Here is a 15,472-nt window from a genome sequence, read left to right as displayed (position 1 = left end):
TTAACATATAACAAAAACTGAAAAAATAAAATATGCTATTACAACTAAAAAATGTATCAAAATGGGTACACTCAGGAGGACAGAAAGTCTTTTTGTTAAAAGACATTAATTTTTGGGTAAATGAAGGGGATTTTATCTCTATCATGGGACCTTCTGGGTCCGGAAAATCTACTTTACTCAATATCATCGGAATGTTGGATGATTTTAATGAAGGAGAATATACGTTTCTGGAAGAAAAGGTACATTCATTAAAAGAAAAACACCGCGCTAATCTGTATAAAGAATATATAGGATTTGTGTTTCAGGCATATCATTTGATCGATGAATTAACGGTAAAAGAAAATCTGGAGATGCCATTATTATATAAAAAACATAGTTCATCAGAGCGAAAATCTTTGGTGGCCGATATGTTGGATCGCTTTAATATTGTGGGTAAAAAAGATCTTTTTCCTTCTCAGTTAAGTGGAGGACAGCAACAATTGGTTGGTGTTGCCAGAGCACTTATTGCTAGTCCAAAATTAATTCTGGCAGATGAGCCTACTGGGAATCTTAATTCTAAACAGGGAGAAGAAATCATGGAAATTTTTACACAATTAAATAAAGAAGGGGTGACCATTATACAAGTGACACATTCTGAAAAGAATATGGCATATGGCTCTCGGGTTATCAACTTATTGGACGGTAAAATGGAGTAAAAAAACGTATTAAAAGCGTCAATTTGAGTGGTTTTTCATAGTGAAACGAAGAAAAATTGTATCGACCCTTCGACGAAGCTCAGGATGACAAGGCTTTTGATTAAAAACGTACTTGTCTTAGATCGCTCTGCTGAGCTTGATCGAAGTACAATTTTCTGCCGAAAATCACTCAAAATGAGGCAAATTGTCTTACATGGAACTCACGTTAAATTATAGTAGAGTATCGAGTTGTCTATGGATTTCAGCGTATGCTGAGTCTATAAACAACTTGAACCCTTCGATAGGTTTAGACAGGATTTATTGAAGTGCTGGAATGACTTATCATTCTGAACTTGATCCAGAATCTACTTCGGGAGTTACTGTAAATTGTCGTATTGCAGAATTTGGCTCTATGATATTATATCCTTTCCAGAATTCTGGATTGTATTTAGATAGATATTGAGGTTTAATACTTTTGTTTTCGGTACTGGACTTATAATCAGCTTCTGATAGTTGTTTGGAGTCAAAAACGACGATCTCAAACTTACTTATGTTAGTCATAATAACATCCAGGGCTAACGATAACTCGTTTTGTTTACGTCGTCCTTTAACAAATTTATTTTTCTCAATTACTTTTAGAGGGCGATCAAAGCCAAATAGATTCCCTCTACGCATTTCGAGGTATTTAAGATCATATTTATTATTTTGTCCTTTAGAAAAAATCACTTTGTTACGATACAGATTATCTCGAAACATAACACCTAGAAGTTTAAAGCTTTTGAGGTTTTTTACATTCTCATAATCTGCTCTAACAATAGCAAAATCTTCGGTATTAACATATAATGTACCTTTAAAGTCTGCTCTCCATTTTGGCGAAAAATTAATAATATATACACTATTATCATCCATATAAGTATAATCGATAAGTTCGAAATTATACCTGCCTGATTTGTTCAAAAAATTAGACATCGCATCTTCGTTAAAGAAAAGACTCGACATCAAACTTTCCAATCCGGATTTTCGATGGTTTAAAAATTCACTCTTGTCGTCTTTTTTCTTTTGATTATCAATTTCATCCTTAACAATTGATGCTTCTTCTGTATTTTCCAGCAGAGAATCTACCTGTACCTTGGTGCCAAATAAACCGGATTTTATTTTCAGATAGGAATTGGGTTTTACATTTTTCTTAAATATAGTCTCCATACGTTCGGCTACAGCCTCCATAGACACTTTATTGTTTTTGTCATAGAGTTCTGCGGCTTTGATGATATGAAGTTTCTGCTTGTCAAAATTACCGTATAGATCACATAAAACTTCTGTATAAAACTCAGCTTTTCTTGGTAAAATAGAAATAACGCTATCAATCAATTTCTTGTTGAGCTCTTTGATCGTCGATTTTTTAAATTTGACATCGAATTTTTTTACAGCATTAAACTCAGATTCTCTAAAAAATAATCGTCTTTTGGATAGATCAAAATTATAATTTTGATCTACTCGTTCTTTAACGTTATCAATAATCTCATCTACGGTTAGATTTTTATTTGAAATAAAAACACCTTTTAGCTCTATAGCTTTGGGTTGAATATAAATGATACTATCGGTTGCATTCTTTACCGATACACCTACTTTTTCATACCCCATAGAGGAAATATAAATAGAGTCAATTTTAGCGAAATCACCATTTAGATTTAAGCTAAATCTCCCTTCTTCATTAGTGATAACTCCATGATTTTCTGATAATTGTATAGTTGCATATGGAATAGGCTCATTAGTTTTTTTATCCACCACCTTTGAAGTAATGGTTTGAGCAGTTACCATAGTACCTATGGATATGAATAAAAGTAAAGCTAATACTACCTGATTATGGTTCATAATTTGATATTTAGATCAGTAAAGTTCCTATATGTATAAGACGCAATATAAATGTATAAAGTTGCCTGATACAATCATAAAAGGAAGACTGAAACAAGAACTAATTGTTACAAAGGAATTTACAAATTAAAAAAATCACAATCAAGATAATAGTATCTTGATTGTGATTTTTTAAGTATAGAAATATTCCTAGTGAGAGCATTAGTTGTATAGCCCTAAAAGCTTGTATAGTAAGGATTAGGTTGTTCAACCTATGATTTTGAATATGATATCTCTTAAAAAAATGTTAAGCGTAATTTGCATATATTACGGTAAAACCGTAGATTTATGATGTCAAAATTGCAAAGTCAACGAAGGACTTAGAGTAAACACAAAAATGATGCAGTATATACTGCATCATTTTTTTATGTAGAAAATAAAAAAATCACGATAAAGACAGCGCTTCTCGATCGTGATTTTAAATGAGCAGATATACCAAAGATCACTCTTCTTCTATCGGCCTTAAGTTATCTCCAGAATTTCTGTCGATTAATTTATTATAAGGATCGATACCTGCTTTTAATGGCTTTTTATCGGTAACAATAGTAAACGTATTTTCGCCGGGTTTCAACCATTTTCGTTCTAAGTAATATGGAGTTTTAAGAGGAACTTCCTGCTTGTCAACACTATCTTCACCAAATAATCCGATCTCGATATAATTCGTGGTGTCATCGGTACGTTCTTCTTTGCCAGTATCATCATAGTAGATTTTTTTTGAATCTACAGTAAAAGAGGTTTCATATCTACCGTTATCTAAAGCTTTGGTCTTAGCGCTAGTAACACGATTTTCATAGAGTACTATTTTTGTAAATCCATCTTCTACAGCATATTTTAAGGAATCCGGAGCTATTTTATAAATGGCATCATATAGATTTTCTGAAGTAGGATAAACTCCTTTTTCATACTCTCTATACTCATTAAGAAAACCTTTAAGAGCTTCATTTACGTTGTCTTCACCAAGAAGATCCTGAAGCTCATACATCACCATAGATCCTTTTTCATACCAGATATGTGGTCCTGTTTCTACATTTATTAGAGATCGTTCTGGCTTAAAACTAAAAGCTCTACTTTGTAAATATCGATCTAAGGAATATTTAAGGAAATTTTTAATTCCGTTTTCGCCATATTCATGCTTCATGGTCATAAGCGAGGAATATTCTGCCAAGGTTTCAGAAATAATATTAGCACCAGATGTTTTACTAGGAGTAACAATGTGCCCCCACCACTGGTGTGCTACCTCGTGAGTAGTAACTCTAAATGCATAGTTAAAATCTTCGGCCTTATCAAAATTAGCAGCAAACCCAAAATCTTCAGAATAGGGGATGGTAGTAACAAAAGATTGTGCAAAATTCGAATGTGCAGGAAATTCTACAATCCTGATCACCGAGTTGGGATACTCGTAAAAATTGGTTGAGCAGTAATCTAGAGCTACTTTAACTCCTTTGATAAAATACTCTAGATTACGTTTGTGTTTTGGAGAGTGGTAAATCTCAATATCCACTTTTTTTCCGCTTGGTGCAGTCCAACTGGATTTTTCTACATCATATCGTGCAGATACGACATTAAAAAACAGATCGGTCTTTGATTCTAAGGCATAATGATAATAGGCTCTGTTATTTTCTTTCCATTGTTTTACCAATTTACCTGGAGCCAAAGCAGTTTGATCTGCAGACGTACTTAGTATAGCTTCAAAATTAATATAATTAGCATCTTCATTAAACAGATTTTTCTTTAGTGCCAGACTATCTGTTCGGGGAGGGAGTAGATAATCGAGTTTTTCTAGCCCATGTTTTACACGCACGCCATTTTCGACCAGGCTACGTTCATAATGAAACCTTGGAAATATAGAATTATTAAGAAAGGATCCATTATATAATATTTCGGCCTCCATGTGATTGGCAAAACCTTTGGTTTCTGCAAATACTTCTATGGTAAGATCAGCTTTCTCATCGGGTTGCATTGCTTTGGGTAGCTTATAAAAGTACATTCTGTATACAGAATCTGTAACCACAGGTGTAAGTGTAGTACCATTATAAATCACTTTTTGTAGATTGGTATGTGCACCGGGATATTGTACTTCGAGCAATAAGGTGTCTATAGGAGTATCGTAATTGTTTATGATTTTATAATCTCCTTTGGCTTTTATATTACGGTCTTCTGGAAAAATATCGATATAAGCTTTTAGATCAGTTACCTGTGGGTGAGCCTGGCCCATATATTTTGCATATTTTTTTTCGGCATCTGCATTTATCTTTTCCGAGTGGTTCCCGTCGATCATCTTATTAAGGACTTTAAGGTTATAATAATTATACCCTGCAATAGATATAAATACTAATATCGTAACTACAAATATCCCTATGGTTTTGGGAGTGAATCTTTGTTTTGCCAGTGATAACCGTTCTTTGGCCGTGGCAAAGAATCCACGGGTCCAGAATACCTTTCCTATAATCATCAAGATCGTAGTACAGAGAATCCAGTACATATTTAACCAAGTGATTCCTGTAAGATAATGACCAAAACCATTAAGGTCACTTAGAAAAATTGGTGTAGTACCAGAAAACATATACATAGGATTGGTACTTTTAAAAGCAAGTGCTACAAAAAGAGGCAATCCAAAATAAATGATAATAACTATAAAATGACCCAAAAATTTATTATTCACCAGTACATGGACAAAGAAAGAGAGTAAGATGGTCATTAAAAAACCAGGGAATACAAGAGCAAAATTATAGATAAAATACATACCCAGATCATACTGAAAATAACCATTAAAGGTTTGGAACAAAATACCAATGATGATATTTGCTATCGTAAGGGCTAATGCAATACCAATAAGCGATATTATTTTTGAAAAATACAAACTGGAATCACTAATAGGTAACGCATCATAAAAAACAAAGGTTTTATTTTTTCTTGTTCTATGAACAGCTTCTCCCGAATAGATAACTAATATTATTATAGAAAAGAATGAAATAACCCCATTAATATACATTACTACATATCGGGTTAGTGGTAAATTCGGCGTTCCGTAGGTTTCGTTAAGATTATAAATACTGAATACAGAAAAGATAACTCCTATAATCAGTAGAATAATAAAAACAGGGCTTTTAAAAATAGATAGAAATTCAATTTTACTAAGAGAAAAAAGATTGTTCCACTCTGTTTTTTTGGTAAAATTTTGCGTTATAGAACTAATCAGTGAAGGCGTATACTCCCCTTTTTCTATTTTATTTCCTTTTTTACCAGAAAGTAAAAACTTCTTATAATCGAACCTGAAAAGGGTAATAAGAAAGAATAGTGAGCCTATAGCTAACCAGAACATTCTATTCAGTAAAAATTCACCGTATATAGGAAGTTGATTGATGTTTAATTCATTAATCGACCAATACTTTTTGACAAAAGTAAAGGCTCTGTTTCCAAAAGGATCAAGGTAAGGTGTTAACCATTGGTTATCCAGACTTGTTACAAAATCACCCGAAATACTATATAACAAAAACAAGCAAATTCCACCCAGATAGATGATAGGCATTTTCTTAAAAAAGGCCATTAGACAGAAGAATAACGATCCTATTAAAAATGAATTGATTTGCAATAAAAATATGAAAGGCAAAAGATAAGATGATAGATTAAAGCTGGTATAAGTGCCATAATCAGGGCGATCTAAAAATATACCAATGCCAAATCCGATTATTGCTCCTAATACGATAAAGAGGTTGAGTAGGGTAACAATAGCATAACTACCCAAAAACCGACCTAAAACATATGATTTTTGAGTAATCGGAAATGTAAAATAGGTTTGCGCTGTCTTATGATCTTTATCTCTGAAGATAGGAACCCCCATGATCGCAGCATAAAAGAAAATACAGATAATGGATATAGATCCCATGATTTCTGCGATGGTACTGGGGCTGTTTACAAATTGAGCTGTAGAGGATCGTATTAAAGCACCCCAGCAACCTGCGATTATAATTCCTAGAGCCACATAAATCCAAGTAGCAGGTCGTTTTAAACGGTACCTTAGTTCGAATAAGAATATTTCTATCATATTGCTGCCTCCTGTTTTTTTCTATTAATACAGTAGAAATAGAAATCTTCTAAATCATTATTTACCGCTTCAAATCCTTCTCCAGGATTAGAGTCACTATACACATTTATATAAAATTCTCCTCCTCTTAAGTAATTAGACAGTACCGTAAATTCGTTTTCAAAAGTTTCTAATTCAGATTTATCAATATGTTTTCTATATACTTTTCCGTTTAGAGTGTCAGACAATGTCTGTGGATTACCTTGTACCAGAATTTTACCTTCATTAAATACAGCCATATTTTGGCATAAATTGGTTACATCATCTACAATATGAGTACTCAAAATAACAACAGCATTCTCACCCAACTCGCTTAATAAGTTATGAAAACGGTTACGCTCCAGGGGATCCAGTCCAGCTGTAGGCTCATCAACAATAATTAGTTTTGGATTCCCTAAAAGAGCTTGAGCAATACCAAAACGTTGTCTCATTCCTCCCGAAAAATCACCTAGATTGCGATTTCTAAACTTATATAGATTTACTTTATTTAGTAAGTCTGCAACATAACCTTTACGTTCCTGGCTATTGGTAATACCTTTTACCTTTGCAATATGATTAAGCATCATCTCTGCAGAGACCTTTGGGTATACTCCAAAATCCTGTGGTAGATATCCTAATATTTTTCTTAATTCTCTCGGTTGTTTAAAAACATCAATCCCATCAAAATCAATCGTTCCCGAATCTGCTAATTGTAATGTAGCGATGGTTCTCATCAATGTAGATTTTCCTGCACCATTTGGCCCTAACAGACCAAACATTCCTTTTTCCAAAGTGAGATTAACATCATTTAATGCTTGTGTCCCATTGGGATATATTTTATTAAGATTCTTTATGGTAAGCATACTTATATATTTCCTAGTTAAATTTTTAAACTCTTTCTGCGCTGCTTTATTGGTTGCAAATTTATCATTTTACTACCTAAGTATTTTATGCCCTCTTTATTAAGAGGTTATGATTATTCTACTTAAAAATAAAGAACAAAAGTCAGGATGAATTCATTTCAATATTAGTAAGATTTGTTAAGGTTTTGTTACATGATTTGATATATTTTTAAGTAAAATTACCTTTAGGTACTTAATAATTAATGATCAGATGGTAATAGATATATGAGTATCTTTACAAGATTAAATTTTACAGTTAAGAATGCAACAAATTCGTAGAAACAGAAGATTAAGGACAAATGATGCCATTCGTTCTTTGGTAAGAGAAAACATAATTACTCCTCATGATTTTTTGGTTCCCCTTTTTATCGTGGAAGGAAAAGGTATAAAAGAAGAAATATCTTCTATGCCTGATTACTATAGGTATAGTTTAGATTTACTGGGTAACGAAGTTAAAGAACTATGGTCTTTAGGATTAAAATCGGTATTACTTTTTGTAAAAGTACCCGATCATCTTAAAGACAATAAGGGTACAGAGGCATTAAATTCGGATGGATTAATGCAACGCGCAATAAAAACTGTTAAAGAAGCGGTTCCCGAAATGTTAGTGATGACCGACGTAGCACTGGATCCTTATTCATCATATGGCCATGATGGTATTGTAGAAGATGGGCAGATTCTTAATGATGAAACCTGTAAAGTTTTGGCAGAAATGTCATTATCACATGCACAGGCAGGTGCGGATTTTGTTGCACCAAGTGATATGATGGATGGACGAATCTTAAGTATGCGGGAACTACTCGAAAAAGAAAACTATAAGAATACTGGTATTATGAGCTATAGTGCCAAGTATGCTTCTGCTTTTTATGGCCCTTTTAGAGATGCCTTGGATTCTGCTCCTGGATTTGGAGATAAAAAGACATACCAGATGGACTTTGCTAATCGAGATGAGGCAATCAAAGAAACACTTATGGATATCGAAGAAGGAGCAGATATAGTGATGGTAAAACCAGGATTGTGTTACCTTGATCTGGTAAGAGATATCAGAGATGTTGTAGATGTACCTGTTGCGGTATACCAGGTGAGTGGTGAATATGCTATGTTAAAAGCTGCTGCAGAAAAAGGATGGTTAGATCATGATGCTGTCATGCTAGAACAAATAATGGCTTTTAAAAGAGCAGGAGCACAAATTATTGCTAGTTATTTTGCTAAAGATGTGGTGAAGCTTTTGGGTTAATTATATAAACTCAATATGGATGTCTTTTGAGTAAAGTATATTCTTAGTATAACACTAATTTAATTAAACAGTTAAATTCAAAAAATCATAAGTTATGGTCAGTAGGGATAGAATATATCAGACGTTTGGAGAGTTACTTTATGTAATTGCAATGAGTGATGGAGTTATACAAAAGAAAGAAGTCGAAACACTTGAGGATATTTTAAAAGGGCATCCAAAAGGAAAAGATATTAAGTGGTCTTTTGATTACGAAAATGAGAATCAAAATGATGTCGAAACGTTATATAAAAAGATAATCGAAGTGTTTTCTGATAACGGTCCTGATGAAGAATATGAATTTATGATGTATGCACTAGCCAAAATTGCAGATGCCAGTGAAGGGATGGATCCAAAAGAAGAAAAAGTGATTACCAATTTCTCGAGAGATTTGTTGGAGCGTTTTAAAAAAGATATTGAGAAAATAAAAGAAAAATATAAGTAGTCTTTTCTAACCAAAGACTAGTAACACTATTCATTATTTATATGCAAAAAATAGCCTTATTCCTCATGGCAGCAGTTTTGTTATGTGCAAGCTGTCAATCTGAAAAAAAGGAAAATTCTAATATTAAAATAGGAACAAAAAAAGAGAAATCCTCTCCTTATGATCTGGGAAAGAAAATATTTAATGGTAAAGGAAAATGTTATACTTGCCATAAGATTGATAAAAAGTCTATCGGCCCTGGAGTTATTGAAATTATGAAGGTTTATAAAGCTCAAAATAAAGATTTGATCTCATTTTTAAAACAAGAATCAGATCCAATTGTAGATCCAGAAACTTTTGTAGTGATGAAGACGAATTTTGCAATTATCAAAACATTTACCGAAGAAGAACTCAAAGCCGTAGAAATATATATGACAGAAGTAAATACCAATAAAGCAGAATGATATACAGACTCTTAGTATTTGTTTTTTTGATTTCTGGTACCATTACGGGTCAACAAGACACCCCAAAAAACGCTTTTCTCGAAAAGTGGAAAAACTCTAAAGATTATCTTTTAAAAATTGCAGAGCAAATGCCAGAAGATAAATTTGGATTTAAACCTACCGAACGGGAAATGAGTTTTAAAGAACAATTATTTCACATTCGTGGAAATATGCTCTGGTTAGGAACTACATATTTTTCTTCAGAAGAATTTGACAGAGAGAAATTAAAAGAAAACCTGCCAGAAACCAAAACTGAAATCATCGCTTTACTCACCAAGGCATTTGATAAAGTATATACTCATGTCCAGGAAACCGATGAAGATGATCTGAAGTTTGAGGTTGATTTTTTTGCAGGCCGAAAATCAAAACTTCAAATTCTTAACCTATTACAAGATCATGTTACTCATCATCGTGGGCAGCTCATTGTTTATCTTAATCTAAACGATATTGAACCACCACGGTATGTGGGATGGTAGTTATGTCATTCCTGCCCTTTGACTTAACTCAGTATAAACTAGAAGGCTGAATCCACATTACATAATGCTTTTTTTATATTTCTGTTAATGCTTAGATCTATACCTAATATTTATATAGTAGTTTAGTCTAAAAATACATTTCAAAATCCTTACTTTAGCAACATACATAAGATAAGATGACTCTATTAATTATTTACGCCGTACTTTCTATTTTCTTTTCGTTTTTATGTTCGATCCTAGAAGCGGTTTTGCTTAGCATAACCCCAACCTTTATAAATGTCAAGAAAAAGGAAGGAAAAGCATATGCTACTACATTAGAAAATTTAAAAAAAGATGTAGATAAACCATTAATCGCAATTCTTACGATTAATACCATTGCCCATACCGTAGGAGCAATTCTGGTGGGAGTACAGGCAGAGCAATTACCCTATAAATTTGAAATATTGGGCGTTAATATGGTGGGTATCGTATCTACAATTATGACGCTGTTAATTTTGGTATTGTCAGAGATTATTCCAAAAACAATAGGAGCTACCTATTGGAGGCAATTAGCTAATTTCACTTCCAAAATGCTCAAAATTTTGATATGGCCATTGAAATGGACAGGTATACTTTGGCTATTACAATTGACTACCAAGCTTATCGGTGGTAAAGGACATCATGGCTCTGTATTAAGTAGAGAAGATTTTACGGCTATGGCAGATATTGCCCACGAGGAGGGTGTTTTTGAAGAGTCGGAGTCTAAGGTTATTAAAAACTTATTATCTTTTAAAGAGGTTTTTACTAAAGATGTGATGACTCCCAGAACGGTAATGAAAATTGCTTCGGAAGATACAACACTTGAAGAGTTTTTTAATGAAAACCAAAATCTTCGTTTTTCTAGAATACCTGTCTATAAAGAGAATGCAGACAATATAACGGGTCAGGTATTAAAGGATGATATTTTTAAAGAAATGGCAAATCAGAATGGTCATAAAAAAATTGGAGAAATAAAAAGACCTATACTTTTTACAACAAGAAATTTACCAATACCGGATTTGTTTAATGAACTGATTCAGTCCAAAAATCATTTAGCTTTGGTAGTTGATGAATATGGTTCTGTAAATGGACTGGTAACCATGGAAGACGTTATAGAAACATTACTAGGCTTGGAGATAGTAGATGAAAGCGATACTGAAACTGATATGCAAATTCTAGCTCGAAAGAATTGGGAAAACCGCGCAAAACGACTTGGAATTTTAGACGATAAAAAAGAAGAGTAATGGATGAAGTGTATATAGAAACCCCTTTAGGTATTGCAACTATATCAGGAGATGAAGATGGTATTGCAAGCGTTTCTGTTACCAAAGAGTCTACTAACACTCCTTCAAAAGATATTCCTTTATATTTACAAAAAGCAGTCTCCCAACTCGAAGAATATTTTGAAGGTCAACGCACCGATTTTGACCTTATTTTGAACCCAACTGGTACTGATTTTCAGAAGAAAGTTTGGGATGAATTACTTAAAATTCCTTTTGGCAAAACAGTATCCTATCTTGATATTGCAAAGAGACTTGGGGATCCAAAATCTATACGAGCTGCAGCAAGTGCTAATGGTAAAAATCCATTATGGATCATTGTGCCTTGTCATCGAGTTATTGGTAGCGATGGATCACTTACAGGCTATGCAGGTGGATTATGGAGGAAAAAATGGTTGCTCGATCATGAAAACCCTGTAAAACAACAATCGTTATTTTAATTACATAAAATTACTTAGTTATTGTTTTAAAAATTTCCAGTTTCAAAAAATGAAACTGAGATATCTTATTATTGTTTTCTGAATGATTGCGATGATAATAAATATAGAATCACCAAATTTTGGCACCCTTTATTTATCTGTAATTAATTTTCATACATTAGCTAAACAAGTCACTTGTTTTTAATATTATCATATTAACTCAAACTTACATTGAAATGGTAAAACGGATACTCAAATTTTTCTTAAAAAGTTTACTTATTGTTATTGTACTCTGTGTAGCACTGTTGTATATTTTTGATTATGATTATATACTCAAAGGGGTTAGAGTGGTTTATATGACCGGTCACACAACTGCGTATCTGGATGATTATTCATATTTTGATAACCGTACTGTAGAAAAAGGAAATGGTACCACAGCCTGGGCTACTCATCCAGGATATAATAAAGTGCAAAGTACAGATAGGCTTAATGCAATTAATGAGGAGCTAGGTACTGTCGCTTTTATGATTATTAAGAATGATAGTATTTGGTATGAAAACTATGCCGAAGGATTTGGGATTGATTCTAAAACCAATTCTTTTTCTATGGCAAAAAGTATGGTGACAGGTATGTTAGGAAAAGCAATCATGGATGGTCATATTAAAAGCTTGGATCAGCCTGTTGGAGATTTTTTCCCTGAGTTTTCTCAAGGTCTTGCAGCAAAAACGACTGTAGGAGACCTTTCTTCAATGTCTTCTGGTCTTAACTGGACCGAGCATTATACCAGTCCGTTTTCTATTACAGCCAGAGCGTATTATGATCCCAATATCAGAGATATAATGTTAGGATTAGATGTTGTTAAAGAACCAGGGCAAAGATTCGAATATTTAAGCGGCAATACTCAATTATTAGGTATGGTTATTGAAAAAGCTACCGGAAAAAAGCTTTCGACATATTTAAGTGAGAGTTTTTGGAAACCTTTGGGGATGGAGCATGAAGCCATGTGGCAATTAGATGGAGAGGAGAGTGGTATGGAAAAAGCATATTGCTGTATAGCAAGTAATGCTAGAGATTTTGCTCGTTTTGGAATGCTGTTTAAAAACAAAGGAATGTTCGCTGGTGAACAAATATTACCAGCAGAGTTTACAGAATTGGCAACAAAACCAAGATTTGAAGATGGACAAATGTATGGATATGGTTTTTGGCTATCAGATCACTTGGATAAGAAAATTTTTGCCATGCGAGGTATTTTAGGACAATATGTAATTTGTATTCCCGAGGATAATATTATGATTGTACGATTGGGGCATAATCGTGGTCAGTTTGTTCCAGGAGAATCATTTACAGAAGATTTCTTTGTTTTTATTGAAGAAGCCTATAAAATGCTAAAGAATGCTTCATAAACTCAATCTAGAACATATCTTGTTTCTGGATATAGAAACTGTTCCTGAACATGAGAATTTTGAAAATCTTAGTGAAGAAACCAAATACCTGTGGGCCGATAAAACCAAATATCAACGTAAAGAAGAGTTCTCTCCCGAAGAGTTCTATGAAAGGGCAGGGATATGGGCAGAATTTGGCAAAATTGTATGTATATCTGTTGGATATTTTACATTTAAAGGGGAAACAAGATTCTTTAGAACCAAATCCTTTTATGGAGAGGAAAAACAATTACTAATCGATTTTAAAAACTTAATTGAAACCCATTTTGGGAGACCACATCATTTACTTTGTGCCCATAACGGAAAAGAGTTTGATTTTCCTTATATCGCCCGTAGAATGATCATTCATAATATAGGATTACCATATAAGTTGAATCTATTTGGCAAAAAACCCTGGGAAGTGTCTCATTTAGATACTTTGGATTTATGGAAATTCGGTGACTATAAACACTATACTTCTTTAAAATTACTTACAAATATTCTGGGCATTCCATCACCAAAAGATGATATTGATGGGAGTCAGGTACGACAAGTCTTTTATGAAGAACAGGATATTGATCGTATCATTATTTATTGTGAAAAAGATACAGTTGCTGTTGCTCAGATCCTGCTTCGATTGCGACAAGAAGAATTATTAGATGAAGATGAGGTAATATCTGTATGATTTCAATAAAAACTTAACCTTTTATAGTAATTTGTTTTTTGATATGGAAAAGAAAGGAAACAAGTCCTTTCTTATTCCATAATACTACTAATTTTGACGAAACGTTTACAAAGTCGAGCCGAAAACAGGAGTAACAACTCATTATTTTAATCAGGGTTTGAATTTTTTATTCTTTCTGTAGCCTACAGAATTAGTTTTAAAACATAAAAAAAGTAAATATCCTTTATGTTATTATTTCTCTCTAATTATGACGTGGTGAAAAGAGTGTTTACGAAGTAAGTATCTAAGATACAGATTCTATTAATATGTACAAATCTTTTTTGGGATAAAATTTTCTTATGATATTTTTTGAATTTATAATTGATCATATAAGAAGTAATTCTAAATAGTAAACAAAAAACCACCTTTTACAAGGTGGTTTTGTGCAATATATTTGATTTTATTTATTTTAAAATAAGTTTTTTGGTTATGGTTTTAGTGTCTGATTTAACCGACACAAAATACATTCCAGATGGTAAATTGTTCAGTTCTATTCTATTTTCAGACATTTTACCATTTCTTACTATTTGGCCCGCTTTATTAACGATTCTGTATGTAGAACCATTAAAATTATTCATTCTGATTATAATGAAATCTTTTGCAGGAACTGGGTGAATAACAATGTCAGAACTTTCTACATCTGTTTTCACATCTGTATTAGAGTTATGTATTGCAGCATTTCCTACACAAAAGTTTTTAGTATCTTCAGAAGTAAACGATGCGCCAGAAGCTAGTACAGCACCAGAAGTGCTATTGGTTAGTTCATAGGAACCATTACCATAACTACAGCAAATACCATCACCATAAGAATCTTTAAGTACTAATGTATAACATCCGACATCCAGAGTTTTAGTTATATTAAGAGTTGACCCATCAGGTTGAGAAGGATAAGTTCCTCCCGAGTGTACTACTTGATTATTCGCATCTTTGATTTCCCAACTGGTTTCTTCAGGATAATTATCAAAGGTAATACGCAGCTTTACATCATAAGTAGAAGACGTTCCAGCAGTAGTTATATTTAGAGTACTACTTGCTACAGATTGATTTCCTGCAGCATCTTTAGCTTTTACAGTAAACTGGTATGCTGTGTTAGCAGTTAATCCAGTAATGTTTCTTGTTGTTGCAGTTACCGATCCAAGATTAGTAGCTCCTTGATATACATCATATCCCGTAACTCCTACATTATCAGTAGCAGCATTCCAAGATAAGGTTAATGTAGTTTGAGCAACATTAGAAGCTGTTAATCCAGCAGGAGTAGAAGGAGCTTGAGTATCTGCACTAGGCCCACCTATAGCAACAGTGTAATCTTCTACTTCTCCATAACCAAATGATTCACATGGAGTTGGTATTCCGTTGTATTTCATAGATACCCTCATTCTGGTGT

At 33.2% G+C, this 15,472-nt stretch carries 13 protein-coding genes; 9 read left to right on the top strand and 4 right to left on the bottom strand.

Annotated features, from left to right (window positions below; translation table 11 throughout):
- Positions 1-32: 32 nt before the first annotated feature.
- On the top strand, positions 33-695 hold the full coding sequence (locus Z054_RS0108380) for an ABC transporter ATP-binding protein (RefSeq protein WP_024769627.1): 663 nt from the start codon (positions 33-35) through the stop codon (positions 693-695).
- A gap of 321 nt (positions 696-1,016) precedes the next feature.
- Here the strand turns inward: Z054_RS0108380 and Z054_RS0108375 are convergent, their stop codons facing one another.
- The 3 genes from Z054_RS0108375 to Z054_RS0108365 form a co-directional block, all read right to left on the bottom strand.
- Positions 1,017-2,546, bottom strand: a complete 1,530-nt coding sequence (locus Z054_RS0108375) for a carboxypeptidase-like regulatory domain-containing protein (RefSeq protein ID WP_024769626.1) — start codon at positions 2,544-2,546, stop codon at positions 1,017-1,019.
- Positions 2,547-3,027: 481 nt separating this feature from the next.
- Positions 3,028-6,630: a M1 family aminopeptidase gene (locus tag Z054_RS0108370; protein ID WP_024769625.1), complete on the bottom strand. Its 3,603-nt coding sequence runs from the start codon at positions 6,628-6,630 to the stop codon at positions 3,028-3,030.
- A complete protein-coding gene (locus Z054_RS0108365; RefSeq protein ID WP_024769624.1) occupies positions 6,627-7,511 on the bottom strand; it encodes an ABC transporter ATP-binding protein in 885 nt (294 codons plus the stop codon). Before Z054_RS0108365 ends, Z054_RS0108370 begins: the two co-directional genes overlap by 4 nt.
- 301 nt (positions 7,512-7,812) lie before the next feature.
- Here Z054_RS0108365 and hemB point away from each other — a divergent pair, with 301 nt between their 5' ends.
- The 8 genes from hemB to Z054_RS0108325 all read left to right on the top strand — a co-directional run bounded on the left by hemB (position 7,813) and on the right by Z054_RS0108325 (position 14,049).
- A complete protein-coding gene (gene hemB / locus Z054_RS0108360) occupies positions 7,813-8,787 on the top strand; it encodes a porphobilinogen synthase (RefSeq protein WP_024769623.1) in 975 nt (324 codons plus the stop codon).
- A gap of 94 nt (positions 8,788-8,881) precedes the next feature.
- On the top strand, positions 8,882-9,268 hold the full coding sequence (locus tag Z054_RS0108355; RefSeq protein WP_024769622.1) for a tellurite resistance TerB family protein: 387 nt from the start codon (positions 8,882-8,884) through the stop codon (positions 9,266-9,268).
- 41 nt (positions 9,269-9,309) lie between these two features.
- Positions 9,310-9,711 carry a c-type cytochrome gene (locus tag Z054_RS0108350; RefSeq protein ID WP_024769621.1) on the top strand — a complete coding sequence of 134 codons (402 nt, stop codon included), beginning with the start codon at positions 9,310-9,312 and terminating at the stop codon, positions 9,709-9,711.
- Positions 9,708-10,226, top strand: a complete 519-nt coding sequence (locus Z054_RS0108345; protein WP_035091141.1) for a DinB family protein — start codon at positions 9,708-9,710, stop codon at positions 10,224-10,226. The genes Z054_RS0108350 and Z054_RS0108345 overlap by 4 nt, the downstream gene beginning before the upstream one ends.
- Before the next feature lie 176 nt (positions 10,227-10,402).
- Entirely contained in the window at positions 10,403-11,488 is a 1,086-nt protein-coding gene (locus Z054_RS0108340) for a hemolysin family protein (RefSeq protein WP_024769619.1), read from the top strand.
- Positions 11,488-11,964 (top strand): methylated-DNA--[protein]-cysteine S-methyltransferase, encoded by a 477-nt coding sequence (locus tag Z054_RS0108335; RefSeq protein WP_024769618.1) that lies wholly within the window; start codon positions 11,488-11,490, stop codon positions 11,962-11,964. The genes Z054_RS0108340 and Z054_RS0108335 overlap by 1 nt, the downstream gene beginning before the upstream one ends.
- Before the next feature lie 215 nt (positions 11,965-12,179).
- Positions 12,180-13,346 (top strand): serine hydrolase domain-containing protein, encoded by a 1,167-nt coding sequence (locus tag Z054_RS0108330; protein WP_024769617.1) that lies wholly within the window; start codon positions 12,180-12,182, stop codon positions 13,344-13,346.
- A complete protein-coding gene (locus Z054_RS0108325) occupies positions 13,336-14,049 on the top strand; it encodes a 3'-5' exonuclease (protein WP_024769616.1) in 714 nt (237 codons plus the stop codon). Before Z054_RS0108330 ends, Z054_RS0108325 begins: the two co-directional genes overlap by 11 nt.
- 443 nt (positions 14,050-14,492) lie before the next feature.
- On the opposite strand, the gene Z054_RS0108320 is transcribed toward Z054_RS0108325, so the two are convergent.
- A partial coding sequence (locus Z054_RS0108320; protein WP_024769615.1) for a T9SS type A sorting domain-containing protein occupies positions 14,493-15,472 on the bottom strand: 980 nt, incomplete at its 5' end.

It is taken from the genome of Aquimarina macrocephali JAMB N27 (assembly GCF_000520995.1).
In the GTDB taxonomy this organism is placed as follows: domain Bacteria; phylum Bacteroidota; class Bacteroidia; order Flavobacteriales; family Flavobacteriaceae; genus Aquimarina; species Aquimarina macrocephali.
This window is presented reverse-complemented; position numbering and strand designations above follow the sequence as displayed.

Bases quoted from the DNA above. Each gene is read 5' to 3' on its own strand.
- Z054_RS0108380 (WP_024769627.1), top strand. From the start codon at position 33: ATGCTATTACAACTAAAAAATGTATCAAAATGGGTACACTCAGGAGGA.
- Z054_RS0108375 (WP_024769626.1), bottom strand. From the start codon at position 2,546: ATGAACCATAATCAGGTAGTATTAGCTTTACTTTTATTCATATCCATA.
- Z054_RS0108370 (WP_024769625.1), bottom strand. From the start codon at position 6,630: ATGATAGAAATATTCTTATTCGAACTAAGGTACCGTTTAAAACGACCT.
- Z054_RS0108365 (WP_024769624.1), bottom strand. From the start codon at position 7,511: ATGCTTACCATAAAGAATCTTAATAAAATATATCCCAATGGGACACAA.
- hemB (WP_024769623.1), top strand. From the start codon at position 7,813: ATGCAACAAATTCGTAGAAACAGAAGATTAAGGACAAATGATGCCATT.
- Z054_RS0108355 (WP_024769622.1), top strand. From the start codon at position 8,882: ATGGTCAGTAGGGATAGAATATATCAGACGTTTGGAGAGTTACTTTAT.
- Z054_RS0108350 (WP_024769621.1), top strand. From the start codon at position 9,310: ATGCAAAAAATAGCCTTATTCCTCATGGCAGCAGTTTTGTTATGTGCA.
- Z054_RS0108345 (WP_035091141.1), top strand. From the start codon at position 9,708: ATGATATACAGACTCTTAGTATTTGTTTTTTTGATTTCTGGTACCATT.
- Z054_RS0108340 (WP_024769619.1), top strand. From the start codon at position 10,403: ATGACTCTATTAATTATTTACGCCGTACTTTCTATTTTCTTTTCGTTT.
- Z054_RS0108335 (WP_024769618.1), top strand. From the start codon at position 11,488: ATGGATGAAGTGTATATAGAAACCCCTTTAGGTATTGCAACTATATCA.
- Z054_RS0108330 (WP_024769617.1), top strand. From the start codon at position 12,180: ATGGTAAAACGGATACTCAAATTTTTCTTAAAAAGTTTACTTATTGTT.
- Z054_RS0108325 (WP_024769616.1), top strand. From the start codon at position 13,336: ATGCTTCATAAACTCAATCTAGAACATATCTTGTTTCTGGATATAGAA.